10 protein-coding genes, 1 tRNA gene and 1 pseudogene are annotated in these 12556 nt (G+C 67.3%); 8 read left to right on the top strand and 4 right to left on the bottom strand.

What is annotated here, in order from left to right:
• Nucleotides 1-370: 370 nt before the first annotated feature.
• Nucleotides 371-961, bottom strand: a complete 591-nt coding sequence (locus L3Q65_RS18040) for a hypothetical protein (protein WP_237600314.1) — start codon at nucleotides 959-961, stop codon at nucleotides 371-373.
• A gap of 72 nt (nucleotides 962-1033) precedes the next feature.
• Here L3Q65_RS18040 and L3Q65_RS47610 point away from each other — a divergent pair.
• Nucleotides 1034-1279 (top strand): annotated as a pseudogene (locus L3Q65_RS47610) (recombinase family protein); the annotation flags it as partial.
• 375 nt (nucleotides 1280-1654) lie between these two features.
• Here the strand turns inward: L3Q65_RS47610 and L3Q65_RS18035 are convergent.
• Together L3Q65_RS18035 and L3Q65_RS18030 are read right to left on the bottom strand one after the other, a co-directional pair.
• Complete coding sequence (locus L3Q65_RS18035) at nucleotides 1655-2026, bottom strand: hypothetical protein (protein ID WP_237600313.1); 372 nt, start codon at nucleotides 2024-2026, stop codon at nucleotides 1655-1657.
• Between the two features lie 131 nt (nucleotides 2027-2157).
• Nucleotides 2158-2231 (bottom strand) — tRNA-Leu (locus tag L3Q65_RS18030).
• 206 nt (nucleotides 2232-2437) lie between these two features.
• On the opposite strand from L3Q65_RS18030, the gene L3Q65_RS18025 reads away from it, so the two are divergent.
• The 6 genes from L3Q65_RS18025 (at nucleotide 2438) to L3Q65_RS18000 (ending at nucleotide 8733) form a co-directional block, all read left to right on the top strand.
• Entirely contained in the window at nucleotides 2438-3052 is a 615-nt protein-coding gene (locus tag L3Q65_RS18025) for an ANTAR domain-containing response regulator (protein ID WP_009079762.1), read from the top strand.
• Between the two features lie 629 nt (nucleotides 3053-3681).
• Nucleotides 3682-4857 carry a branched-chain amino acid ABC transporter substrate-binding protein gene (locus L3Q65_RS18020; protein ID WP_182893467.1) on the top strand — a complete coding sequence of 392 codons (1176 nt, stop codon included), beginning with the start codon at nucleotides 3682-3684 and terminating at the stop codon, nucleotides 4855-4857.
• Nucleotides 4858-4951: 94 nt separating this feature from the next.
• Nucleotides 4952-5965, top strand: coding sequence for a branched-chain amino acid ABC transporter permease (locus tag L3Q65_RS18015; RefSeq protein ID WP_182893046.1), 1014 nt, complete (start codon nucleotides 4952-4954; stop codon nucleotides 5963-5965).
• Nucleotides 5962-7107 (top strand): branched-chain amino acid ABC transporter permease, encoded by a 1146-nt coding sequence (locus L3Q65_RS18010; protein WP_182893045.1) that lies wholly within the window; start codon nucleotides 5962-5964, stop codon nucleotides 7105-7107. The genes L3Q65_RS18015 and L3Q65_RS18010 overlap by 4 nt, the downstream gene beginning before the upstream one ends.
• Nucleotides 7104-8033 (top strand): ABC transporter ATP-binding protein, encoded by a 930-nt coding sequence (locus L3Q65_RS18005; protein ID WP_182893044.1) that lies wholly within the window; start codon nucleotides 7104-7106, stop codon nucleotides 8031-8033. Before L3Q65_RS18010 ends, L3Q65_RS18005 begins: the two co-directional genes overlap by 4 nt.
• Entirely contained in the window at nucleotides 8020-8733 is a 714-nt protein-coding gene (locus L3Q65_RS18000) for an ABC transporter ATP-binding protein (protein ID WP_116203489.1), read from the top strand. The genes L3Q65_RS18005 and L3Q65_RS18000 overlap by 14 nt, the downstream gene beginning before the upstream one ends.
• Nucleotides 8734-9179: 446 nt before the next feature.
• Here L3Q65_RS18000 and L3Q65_RS17995 read toward each other — a convergent pair whose 3' ends face one another.
• Complete coding sequence (locus tag L3Q65_RS17995) at nucleotides 9180-9575, bottom strand: PaaI family thioesterase (RefSeq protein ID WP_182895395.1); 396 nt, start codon at nucleotides 9573-9575, stop codon at nucleotides 9180-9182.
• Between the two features lie 107 nt (nucleotides 9576-9682).
• Here L3Q65_RS17995 and polA point away from each other — a divergent pair, with 107 nt between their 5' ends.
• A complete protein-coding gene (gene polA / locus L3Q65_RS17990) occupies nucleotides 9683-12421 on the top strand; it encodes a DNA polymerase I (protein ID WP_182895305.1) in 2739 nt (912 codons plus the stop codon).
• Nucleotides 12422-12556: the final 135 nt, after the last annotated feature.

Below are 12556 nucleotides of genomic sequence, written 5' to 3'. Positions count from 1 at the left end.
CGGGGGCGGATGTGGGTTGCTCGGAGGTCGGAGACAGCGGGAAGCCTTTCGGTGAACGCGGCATTCGCGACGATTCATGGTGCTATATTGATCGTCTCAAGCGCGGCCGTCGTCGCGTATTTTCCGCTCACGTCGATTACCTTCACGGCGCCGAGGCGCGACGTCTTCGCGGCGAGCTTGGGCTCGTCCTCGCAGATTTGCTGAACTGGGCCGTCGATGAATCGACGCACAGTACGGCAAAGGAGGACGATCGAGAATGACCGAGCAGTTGCCCTCGGGCCTGGAAATCCCGTGGGACCCACCATCCGGCGTACGGGCGCCCAAGGTCGTCCACGGTCCCTCTGGACTGTCCGACTACGCGGTTTCCCCGCTAGGCGTGTCGGCAGCGTTGCTCCAGGGCGAGATTCGGGTGGCGTTCCTCGGGCGTACTTCGACCGACGATCAACAGGACCCGCGGCAGTCGTTGATCCGCCAGCTCGGAAACTCCAAGAACGCCCTGCCCGGGGCATGGGTGATCGTCGCCCATTTCTACGACGTCGAATCCGGGCGGATGACGCTGGAAGATCGCGGGAAGAAGACGGGCTACGAGCGGTTCGACATTCCCATCGCACGCGATGGCGGCGTCGCGGACCTGCTGGAGGAAGCACAGAGTCCTGATCGTCGGTTCGACGTCGTGATCTGCGAGGGCATCGCCCGGGTAGCTCGACGGTCGTTCGAAGGACTGTCGATCGAACGTCAACTCGAGCAGGCGGACGTCTCTTTGTTCGCTTCCAACGAGCCGATCACCGTCTCCGGCAGCCGCGCGCAGCGAATCCTCCAGCGCAGGATCAACCAGTCGGTCGCCGAATACGAGGTCCTCAACACCCTGGAGCAGTCCTGGGGCGGGCTGTGCACCCACGTTCGCGAGGGCTGGAACATCGGCAAGCCCTGCTACGGCTACCGCGCGAAGACCTACCGCCATCCAAACCCCGCGAAGGCAGCCAAGGGGTTCACAAAGTCACGGCTCGAGCCCGACGGCGCTCGTGGCGAGACGGTGACGCAGATAGCGCTCTGGCGATACGAGGGCCTCGGGTATCCGGCGATCGTCGACCGGCTCAATGCCGATCTCTCGAAGTATCCGCCCCCTCAGCCCGCAGGGATGCTTCGCGCACGAGGAGCTTGGAGCAAGTCGACCGTGGCCGACATCCTCCACAACCCGAAATACACGGGCTACCAGGTTTTCAACCGGCGAGCTTCGCGATCCGCTCACGGGCGAGTGAACGACCCCGCGAAGTGGGTGTGGTCGGTCGATCCGGCACATGAGCCCTTGATCCCGAAGTGGATGTACGACCACTTCAATGCCGGCCGGAAGATCGGCCAATCGAGGCGGAATGGGCTGGAACTCAACAGCCATCCGGAGGCGAGGCGGACCGGGTTGTTCCGGAGCCTGATCTTCTGCAGTTGCGGTCGCCGCATGTTCGGTGCCCAACGGCCGCGGTTTGCGTACTACGTCTGCCACCCGCTGAACAACAACCGGGGGAGAGCGGACAAGTACGCAGGACACCGCAAGACGGTCTACGTCCGCGAGGATGCGGTGGCCGATGCGGTCGCCCAGTTCCTGACTGAGCGGGTGTTCGGGCAAGAGCGGGTACGGCTGCTGCTCGGCGAGGCTTCGTCAGCGGACGAGATCGCCGCAGAGGAACGATCGCGGAAGCGCGCATCGCTCCAGGGCGCGGTCGCCGACCTCGAGAAGCGCCAGCAGTCGATCCTCCGGCAAGCGCAGGGCGGAGACCCGGACGATCCGTTTACCCGGGGGTTGCGCGGCACGTATAACGAACTGGAGGCGGAGAAAGAAGCGATCGCGGAGCAGATAGCGGATTTGGACGCGGAGGTGCAAAGCCAGCCGAAGCCGCCGGGTCCTGGCGAGGCGGCACTGCTTGATGCTTTGCCCCTGCTTGCCCTGAAGCTTGCCGCGGCACCGCCGGAGTTGCTGAGGAGGCTCTTCGAGGTGCTCCGGCTCGAAGTACGATTGCTGGACGACGATCATGTCGAGATTGCCATCACGCTGCCCGCCGGGGACGTTCCGGACGTGGCCGAGGTGGCGGAGAGGATCACGGATCAGATGACTGACACACAAGCCGCTCAGCCGAGCGTGTTCGCTTGTGTAGATGTCGTCCGTGCCCCCGGTGAGATTCGAACTCACACTGGACGGGTTTTGAATCCGTTGCCTCTGCCAGTTGGGCTACGGGGGCGCAGTGCCGGGGACTTTACGGGACCCGCCCTCCCCGCCGGCGACCGGGTCCGGTGATCGACGGTGATCGACTTGGGGCCGGGGCTGGGTGTCGCCCGCCACTTCGTGGTGAACGCCATCGTGGGATCTGGATCGGTCCCGGTACGCTGGGCTCTCGCGGGTGACCGCGTGTCGAAGACGTCCCGCCGAGCCTTCAGGAGGACACCGGTGACCGAACAGGCTGCCGAGTCGAACGGCGCCGCCGCCGGCGTGCCGCAGCGACGGGTGCTCGTCGCGGAAGACGAGGCGCTCATCCGGCTCGACCTGGTGGAAATGCTGCGCGAAGAGGGCTACGAGGTGGTCGGCGAGGCCGGCGACGGCGAGGAGGCCATCGCGCTGGCCACCGACCTCAAGCCGGACCTCGTGATCCTCGACGTCAAGATGCCGAAGCTCGACGGCATCGAGGCGGCCGCGCGGATCACCGGCGACCGGATCGCGCCGGTCGTCATTCTCACCGCGTTCAGCCAGCGCGACCTCGTCGAACGGGCCCGCGACGCGGGCACCATGGCCTATCTGGTGAAGCCGTTCGCCAAACGCGACCTCGTGCCCGCCATCGAGCTGGCCGTCAGCCGGTTCTCCGAGCTGCAGGCCCTCGAGGCCGAGGTCGCCGGGCTCACCGACCGGCTCGAGACCCGCAAGGTCATCGACCGGGCGAAGGGCCTGCTGATGAGCCGCCAGGGGCTCACCGAACCGGACGCGTTCCGCTGGATCCAGCGCACCGCGATGGACCGGCGCACCACGATGAAGGCCGTCGCCGAGGCGGTCGTGGAAAGCATCGGCTGAGCAACCGGCAAGCATCCGGGAAGCGGGCGTGACCAGGGGGTCGCGCCCGCTTTTTCGTTGCCCGGCACTTCGGGAACGCCGGAAATCGTGTCGGAGAGTCACCGCCTGGCCCCGGAGTGCGCTCCCGGCCAGCGGGACTCCGTCCGGTTCGCCGCGTCTGTCCCTCGTCGCCGGGTCGCGCCGAAACCTGGCTGCCGACCAGGGAAAACCCTTGTGCGGCACCGAAGCCGGACCCACCCGTGCGGGTTGATCTGCCCTGCGCGAAAGGGCAAGGTTGCTACCTTGGAGGCCGGGGGATCGTGGTGTCGGTCACGATGACGGAGGGGATGTTCCTAGACTGCCCCCATCGATCGGACGTCAGGTCAAGGTCCTTTCGAGGGGTGCTCGGACACGAAGAGTCATTCACTCGGTCGTTGCAATAAGACGATCGAGTGTAAATCGTCCGTTAATTCTCGTGACGACCGTCACGATGTGGATACAAGACTCGCTGTGACTCTGTGCAACACCTCACCCGGCGGCTACGTTCAGCGCCCAGTCGAAGTCCCACGCAGGGACCCGCCGTTCCGCAGGAGCGTGGCGGGTGGCATTTGGAGGAACGAGTGCAGAGAGCACGACTCACTAAGGTCATCGTGCTGGCCGCGGCGGGAGTCATCTCCCTTGGCGCCTGCTCGGCGCGGACCGGCGGTGACTCGGGTGGCGACAGCGGCGCGCCGCAGGCCGCGGCCCCGTCGGCGGCGGCGAACGCGGCGGACCCGGCGGGAGACGGCAAGGCGCAGTGCGCGCCGACCTCGATCGCCTACGCCGGCACGATCAACGGCGCGAACGCGGCCCTTGGCCAGAACATCCTCAAGGGCGCGAAGCTGGCGGTCGACCAGCACAACAAGGCCAACCCGGGCTGCCAGGTCAAGCTCGCGGAGTTCGATACCGAGGGCACCCCGGACAAGGCGCCGGGCATCGTGACCCAGATCGTCAACACCCCGGGCATCATCGGCGTCATCGGCCTCCCGTTCTCGGGCGAGTCGAAGGCCGCGGGCAACATCTTCAACTCCGCGGGCCTGGTCGCGGTGACCCCGTCGGCGACGAACCCGTCGCTCGCCCAGAACGGCTGGAAGACCTTCTTCCGCGCGCTGGGCAACGACAACGCGCAGGGCCCGGCCGCCGCGAAGTTCATCACCGGCGAGCTCAAGGCCAGCAAGGTCTGCGTGATCGAGGACGACTCCGAGTACGGCACCGGTCTCGCCGCCTCGACCGTCAAGGCGCTCGGCGACAAGGCGAGCTGCCAGGACAAGGTCAAGACGAAGCAGACCGACTTCTCCGCGGTGGTCAACAAGATCAAGGGCGAGAAGCCGGACGCGATCTTCTACTCGGGCTACTACCAGGAAGCCGCTCCGTTCGCGCAGCAGCTGAACGACGCGGGCGTCAAGGCCAAGTTCGTCGGCCCGGACGGCGTGAAGGACGACCTGTTCGTGAAGGGCGCCGGCGACGCCGCGGCCAACGCGTACTTCACCTGCCCGTGTGTCCCGGCTGACCAGTTCACCAAGTTCACCGACGCCTACAAGGCCGCGACCGGCGTCGACCCGGGCACCTACTCGCCCGAGGCCTACGACGTCGCGACGATCCTGCTGAAGGGGATCGACGCCGGCAAGAAGGACCGCGCCGGCCTGCTGGACTTCGTGAAGACCTACGACGGCCAGGGCATCACGAAGCACTTCAAGTGGGACGACCACGGCGAGCTCGCCGCGACCACCGTGTGGACCTACAAGGTGGACAACGGAAAGATCGTCCGCAACACCGAGATCAAGTAGCTCACCGCTTTCGGTTCCAGTACCGGGGTGCGGGCCAGGCGGCACGATCCCGCCTCGCCCGCACCCCGGACCCACATGGAGAACTAGTGTGTCGATGACCCCTGACCTCAGCTCGCTCGTCCTCGCGCAGGGCGGCGGCAGCTGGATCACCTTCGACGTGAATTCGTTCCTGAACCAGTTCTGGGACAACACGATCGACGGTCTTTCCTACGGCAGCATCTACGCGCTCGTGGCGCTGGGCTACACCCTCGTCTACGGCGTGCTCAAACTCATCAACTTCGCCCACTCCGAGGTGTTCATCTACGGCGCCTTCGCGACGTGGTTCACCTTCTACGGCCTGGGTTTCCGCCCCGGCGCGACCCCCGACCTGCCGATCTTCGAACTGATCGGCTTCCTGCTGCTCGCGCTCATCGCGTCGATGGCGGTGTCCGGCGGCACCGCGGTCGTGCTGGAACGCGTGGCCTACCGGCCGCTGCGCAAACGCAAGGCCCCCCGGCTGGTCTTCCTGATCACCGCGATCGGCGCGTCCTTCGTGCTGCAGCAGATCCTGTTCATCTGGCGCGGCGGCAACCCGGAGAACAGCATCCGGCTGCTGCGCAACGACGAGGTGTTCACGATCTTCGGCGGCAGCGTCACGATCGTCACCATCATCACCGTGGTGGCCTCGATCCTGCTGATGGTCGGCACGGACATGTTCGTCAACCGCACCAAGTTCGGCCGCGGCATCCGCGCGGTCGCGCAGGACCCGGACACCGCGACGCTGATGGGCGTCAACAAGGAACGCGTCATCACCCTGACGTTCCTCATCGGCGGCCTGCTGGCCGGCGCGGCGGCGCTGTTCTACATGATGAAGATCCCGCAGGGCGCCTCCTACCAGGGCGGCTTCATCCTCGGCATCAAGGCGTTCACCGCCGCGGTGCTCGGCGGCATCGGCAACCTGCGCGGCGCGCTGCTGGGCGGCCTGCTGCTCGGGGTCGTGGAGAACTACGGGCAGTCGCTGTTCGGCGGGGAATGGCGCGACGTCGTCGCGTTCGTCCTGCTCGTGCTGATCCTGATGTTCCGCCCGACCGGCATTCTCGGCGAATCGCTCGGAAAGGCACGGGTATGACGACGACTACGACGCCGCCCGCCGCGCCGGCGAAGGCGCGCCGCCGCCCGCTCTCGGAATGGTGGAACCGGCTCTCCCGGGTCCAGCAGTGGGGGGTGCTCATCCCGCTGGTGGCGCTGGTCTACCTGCTGCCGGTGCTGAACCCGCCGCTGATCACCACCCAGCCCGGGTACGACTTCCCGATCGCGATGTTCGAGGTGGCCCGCTACGCGCTGGTCGCCATCGGCCTCAACATCGTGGTCGGCCAAGCGGGTCTGCTCGACCTCGGCTACGTCGGGTTCTTCGCGATCGGCGCCTACGTGATGGCGCTGTTCACGAGCCCGGACTCGTCCTTGGCAAAGCTGCCGTTCCTCGTCGTGCTGCCGATCGCGATGGTGGTCACGATGATCTTCGGGGTGATCCTGGGGACGCCGACGCTGCGGTTGCGCGGCGACTACCTGGCGATCGTCACGCTGGGCTTCGGCGAGATCGTGCGGCTGCTGGCCGACAACATCGACCCGCTGCGCGGCAACCGCGGTTTCCAGGGCGTCGGGCATCCGCCGGGCACGAAGGCCGACGGCAGCCCGCTCTTCAACAACACCGACGGCATCCCGTGGTACTGGCTCTGCGTCACGATCATCATCGTGATCCTGTTCGTGGTCGGGAACCTGGAGCGCAGCCGCGTCGGCCGCGCGTGGGTCGCGATCCGCGACGACGAGGACGCGGCCGAGATCATGGGCGTGCCGACCTTCAAGTTCAAGATCTGGGCGTTCGTCGGCGGCGCCGCGGTCGGCGGCCTCTCCGGGGCGCTGTACGCGGGGCAATTGGGCTTCGTGAACAACCAGAAGTTCGACGTGGTCACGTCGATGCTGTTCCTGGCCGCGGTTATTCTCGGCGGCGCGGGCAACAAGGTCGGCGTGCTGCTGGGCGCGATCGTGGTGGCGTACGTGCCGCTGCGGTTCCAGGCGATCGCGGAGTACAAGTACCTGATCTTCGGCTTGGCGCTGATCGTCCTGATGATCTTTCGCCCGCAGGGCCTGCTCGGCGCGCGGCAGCGGCTGCTCGCCTACGGCAGGCAGGCGTACCAGCGGCTGCTCGGCAAGGGCGAACAGGTCAGCAGCGACGGTTCGCTGGCCACCGACAACCAGGGGGAGAGGGCATGACGGTCCCTGGCAACGGAAACGGGCCCGAGGTCCCGGCCGAGGGCGGCCTCGTGGCCGAGGTCGCCAACATGACCGCCGAGGAGCTCGCCGAGCACGAGGCCGAGGTCGCCGAGGTCGTCGCGCCGGACCGGGAGATCCAGGCCGACTACGGGCAGACGCTGCTCAAAGTCGACGACGTCACCGTCCGCTTCGGCGGGCTGGTCGCGCTGGACTCGGTGTCCTTCGAGATCCGGCGCGGCGAGATCCTGGGCCTGATCGGGCCGAACGGCGCGGGCAAGACGACCTGCTTCAACGCGATGACCGGCGTCTACCGGCCGTCGTCGGGGCAGGTGCTGCTCGAGGACAAGCCGCTCGGCAAGACGTCGCGGCACGGGATCACGCAGCTCGGCATCGCGCGGACGTTCCAGAACATCCGGCTGTTCTCCGAGATGACCGCGCTGGAGAACGTGGTCGTCGGCACCGACGCGCGGCACAAGACGAGCCTGCTCGGCGCGCTCCTGCGAGTCCCGCGGCACCACCGCGAGGAGAAGCAAGCGATCGAGAAGGCCATGGCGCTGCTGGAATTCGTCGGCATCGCCGACCGGGCCGCGGACCGCGCGAAGAACCTGCCCTACGGTTACCAGCGGCGGCTGGAGATCGCGCGGGCGCTCGCCACCGAGCCGAAGCTGCTCTGCCTCGACGAGCCTGCCGCCGGGTTCAACCCGGCGGAGAAGGAAGAGCTCATGGGGCTGATCCGGACGATCCGCGACGACGGCTACACCGTCCTGCTGATCGAACACGACATGAAGCTCGTCATGGGCGTCACCGACCGGATCGTGGTGCTGGAGTTCGGCAAGAAGATCGCCGACGGGCTGCCTTCCGAAATCCGGGAGAACCCCGCCGTGATCGCCGCTTACCTGGGAGTTCCCGACGATGACGTTGCTTGAGCTATCCGACGTTTCCGTTCACTACGGACGGATCCAGGCAGTGTCCGGGCTGTCGATCACGGTCAACGAGGGCGAGATCGTCACCCTCATCGGGGCGAACGGCGCCGGCAAGTCGACCACGATGCGGGCGATTTCCGGGATCCGGCCCATTTCTGGCGGGGCTATCCGGTTTGACGGCGAGGACATTTCGCGGCTGCGCGGGGATTTGCGGGTGGTTCGCGGGATTTCGCAGGCACCGGAGGGCCGGGGGATTTTCCCCGGCATGACGGTGCTGGAGAATCTGGACATGGGCGCTTATGCGCGCAAGGACCGGAAGAATCTGCAGCCTGACTTCGACCGGGTGTTCGAGTTGTTTCCGCGGCTGGCTGAGCGGAAGACTCAGGTCGGCGGGACGATGTCCGGGGGTGAGCAGCAGATGCTTGCCATCGGGCGGGCGTTGATGGCCAAGCCTCGGCTGTTGTTGCTGGACGAGCCTTCGATGGGGTTGGCACCGCAGTTCATTCAGCAGATTTTCCGGATTATCACGGAGATCAACCGGCAGGGGACGACCGTGCTGCTGGTCGAGCAGAACGCGCAGCAGGCGTTGTCCCGGGCGCATCGGGCTTATGTGCTGGAGACCGGGCAGATCACCAAGACTGGTACTGGGCAGGAATTGCTGGCTGATACCAGTATCAAGGAGGCTTATCTCGGAGTTGGGTGAGGTCTGTCTTCCCGGTCGCGGCTCGTCGCCTGGCGGCGACATTGCCGTCGGGTGGTGAGACGGGCGCCCCGATTTTTGAGTGTGACTACGGTGCGGGGGTCCTTGTCAAGGCGGGAAAGATGCCTTGACAAGGACCCCCGCGCCGTGTTTTTGGCTTCGTATCGGGGGTGGGGGAGGTGTGGGCGCCTTGATGGGTTGGGTGCGCTGGCTGCGGTTTGGCGGTGGGTGTGCGCGGCTTGGGTGGCTGGTTGCGTTGGGAGTCGCGGCTGCGGTTGAGCGCCCCAATGTGGCATTGGGTGCATGTGGCGCACCGAACGCCGCATTGGGTGCGTGGGATGCACCGAACGCCACATTGGGTGCGTCGCGGCCGTGGCGGTGGTCTGTGAAGGGCCCCTTGAGGGAATCTGATTCCCTCAAGGGGCTTTTCACGACATCTCGCCGGAAAATCAGGCGCCTGGCGGGCGGTCCCGGACGACGCAGGTGAGCCTGGCGGTGCAGGTGCGACGGCCTTCGTCGTCGGTGAGCACGATTTCCGACGTGATGGTGCCTCGGCCGACGTGCAGGGGGGTCGCGACGCCGGTGACAGTGCCGGAGCGGACTGCGCGGTGATGGGTGCAGGACAGCTCCAGGCCCATCGCGGCGCGTTCCGGGCCCGCGTTGAGCGCGGCCAGAACGGAGCCCAGTGCTTCGGCGACGGTGGCGTTCGCGCCGCCGTGCAGAAGTCCGTAGGGCTGGAGGTTGCCTTCGACGGGGATCGTTCCGACGACCCGCTCGGGGGTCAGCTCCACGAGCTTCAGCCCGATCTTGTCGTTCAGCTGCTGGCCCGCCGCCGCGGGGTCCATGCCCGCGAACTGGCCCGGCGTGATTTCCGCCGTCTGCTCGGTCACTCTCTGCTCCTCAACCTATGCGACACGCAAGAGTGTCAGGCCCTCACCCTAGACTCGCCCCCGTGAGCCCGACCGAGAACCGAACCGTTGCCAACGCCACAGGCGCCGCCGCCGCGAAAGACCGCCCCCGGCTGCTGCTGATCGACGGCCATTCGATGGCCTACCGCGCCTTCTTCGCCCTGCCCGCGGAGAATTTCCGCACGAAGACCGGGCAGGTCACCAACGCGGTCTTCGGCTTCACCTCGATGCTCATCAACCTGCTGCGCGACGAGAAGCCGACGCACCTCGCGGTCGCCTTCGACCTCTCGCGCAAGACCTTCCGGTCGGAGACGTACGCCGACTACAAGGCCAACCGCAGCGCCACGCCGGACGAGTTCCGCGGCCAGGTCGACCTGGTCAAAGAGGTGCTCGAGGTGCTCGGCATCCCTTCGCTCACGAAGGAGAACTACGAGGCCGACGACGTCATCGCGACGCTCACCACGCAGGCGGGCGAGGACTACGACGTCCTGATCTGTACCGGCGACCGCGACGCGTTGCAGCTCGTCACCGATCGGGTGACCGTTTTGTACCCGAAGCGGGGCGTCTCCGACCTCGTGCGGTTCACGCCGGACGCGGTGGAAGAGAAGTACGGCCTCACGCCGACCCAGTACCCGGACTTCGCGGCCCTGCGCGGCGACCCGTCGGACAACCTGCCCGGCATCCCCGGGGTGGGGGAGAAGACCGCGGCCAAGTGGATCCGCCAGTTCGGCACGCTGGCCGACCTGATCGACCGAGTGGACGAGGTCAAGGGCAAGGTCGGCAACGCGCTGCGCGAGCACCTGTCGTCGGTCCAGCTCAACCGGCAGCTCACCGAACTGGTCCGCGACGTGCCGCTGGAGTCCGCGCCGGACCAGCTGGAGCTGCGTCCGTGGGACCGCGAGGCCGTGCACCGGCTCTTCGACGAGCTGGAGTTCCGCGTCCTGCGCGACCGGCTGTTCGACACCCTGAGCAGCGCCGAACCGGAGGCCGAAGAGGGCTTCGAGGTATCCGGCTCCGCGCTCGCCCCGGGTGCGCTCGGCGCGTGGCTCGAAGCGCACGCCGGTGCGGCCGAGCCGGTCGCGCTGTCGTTCCGGACCACTGGCTCGTCGGTCCGTTCCGACCTCAAGGCGGTCGCCTTCGCCACGGCTGACGGCGAGGGCGCGTACGTCGACGTCACCGCGATGGACGAGGCGGACGACCGGGCGTTGTCGGCATGGCTGGCAGACCCGAAGATCCGCAAGATCGGCCACGACACGAAGGTGCCGCTGCACGCGGTGCGCGCCCGCGGCTGGACGTTCGGCGGGCTCAGCATGGACACCGCGCTCGCCGCGTACCTCGCACGGCCGGGACAGCGCACGTTCGGGCTGGACGACCTGGCTCTGCGCTACCTGCACCGCGAGCTGCGCTCGGAGGCGGGCGACGGCGACGGTCAGCTGTCGCTGCTCGACGGCGGCGCGGACGAGCTGGAGCAGAAGGAGATTTCCGCCGAACTGGTGAAAGCCCGCGCGATCTTCGAGCTGGCCGGCGCGCTCGCCGCCGAACTGGAGGAGCTCGGCGGCGCGAAGCTGCTGGCCGAGCTGGAGCTGCCGCTGCTCGAAGTGATCACCGAACTCGAAGCGGCGGGCATCGCGGTCGACGTCGACCAGCTCACCGAGCTGGAGGCGCACTACCTCAGCCGGGTCACGCAGGCCGCGGAATCCGCGTACGAGGTGATCGGCAAGCAGATCAACCTGGGTTCGCCGAAGCAGCTGCAGGTGGTGCTGTTCGACGAGCTGGGCATGCCGAAGACCAAGCGCACCAAGACCGGCTACACCACCGACGCCGACGCGCTGCAGTCGCTGTTCGAGAAGACCGAGCACCCGTTCCTGCAGCACATGCTGGAACACCGCGACGCGACGCGGCTGCGCACCACGGTCGAGGGCCTGATCAAATCGGTCGCCGACGACGGGCGCATCCACACCACGCTGCAGCAGACGATCGCGGCCACCGGGCGGCTGTCCTCGATCGAGCCGAACCTGCAGAACATCCCGGTGCGCACCGAGGAAGGCAGGCGCATCCGCGACGCGTTCGTGGTCGGCGACGGCTACGCCGAGCTGATGACCGCGGACTACAGCCAGATCGAAATGCGGATCATGGCGCACCTGTCGAAGGACGAGGGCCTCATCGAGGCCTTCAACAGCGGCGAGGACCTGCACACGTTCGTGGCGTCGCGCGCGTTTTCCGTGCCCGCCGCGGAAATCACGCCGGAGCAGCGCTACCGCGTCAAGGCGATGTCGTACGGGCTGGCGTACGGCCTGTCGGCGTACGGCCTGTCGCAGCAGCTGAAGATCTCGACGGAAGACGCGAAAGAGCAGATGGAGGCGTACTTCTCGCGGTTCGGCGGGGTGCGCGACTACCTGCAGTCGGTCGTCGGCGAGGCCGCGAAGCGCGGGTACACCGAGACGATCTTCGGCCGCCGCCGCTACCTGCCGGACCTGAACAGCGACAACCGCCAGCGCCGCGAAATGGCCGAGCGGATGGCGCTGAACGCCCCGATCCAGGGCAGCGCGGCGGACATCATCAAGGTGGCGATGCTGAACGTGCACCGCGCCCTCGCCGAAGCGGGCGCGCGCAGCCGCGTGCTGCTCCAGGTCCACGACGAACTGGTCCTGGAAATCGCCGACGGCGAGCGTTCGGACGTCGAGAAACTGGTCCGCGAGGGCATGGGCTCGGCCGCGGAACTGGCCGTGCCGCTGGAGGTTTCGGTCGGGTACGGGCGATCGTGGAACGAGGCCGCGCACTGAGCTGAGCCGCGCCCGGGGCCGGTCGGCGACCCGCCCCGGGCACTCGGTCAGACCGGGTTCCCGATAGCGCGCGAGCCCGGTCGGCGGCGCGGGCACCCGAAGCCGGCTGCACGGGTACGAGTCGGCGGTATGCGC

It is taken from the genome of Amycolatopsis sp. FU40, from assembly GCF_021903635.1.
Lineage (GTDB): Bacteria > Actinomycetota > Actinomycetes > Mycobacteriales > Pseudonocardiaceae > Amycolatopsis > Amycolatopsis dendrobii.
The sequence above is the reverse complement of the archived record's forward strand: the minus strand, read 5'-3'. Positions and strand labels throughout refer to the sequence as shown.

Bases quoted from the DNA above. Each gene is read 5' to 3' on its own strand.
- L3Q65_RS18010 (WP_182893045.1), top strand. From the start codon at position 5,962: ATGACGACGACTACGACGCCGCCCGCCGCGCCGGCGAAGGCGCGCCGC.
- L3Q65_RS18035 (WP_237600313.1), bottom strand. From the start codon at position 2,026: ATGATCGTCGTCCAGCAATCGTACTTCGAGCCGGAGCACCTCGAAGAG.
- L3Q65_RS17995 (WP_182895395.1), bottom strand. From the start codon at position 9,575: ATGGACCCCGCGGCGGCGGGCCAGCAGCTGAACGACAAGATCGGGCTG.
- L3Q65_RS18000 (WP_116203489.1), top strand. From the start codon at position 8,020: ATGACGTTGCTTGAGCTATCCGACGTTTCCGTTCACTACGGACGGATC.
- L3Q65_RS18015 (WP_182893046.1), top strand. From the start codon at position 4,952: ATGACCCCTGACCTCAGCTCGCTCGTCCTCGCGCAGGGCGGCGGCAGC.
- L3Q65_RS18005 (WP_182893044.1), top strand. From the start codon at position 7,104: ATGACGGTCCCTGGCAACGGAAACGGGCCCGAGGTCCCGGCCGAGGGC.
- L3Q65_RS18040 (WP_237600314.1), bottom strand. From the start codon at position 961: ATGGCGGTAGGTCTTCGCGCGGTAGCCGTAGCAGGGCTTGCCGATGTT.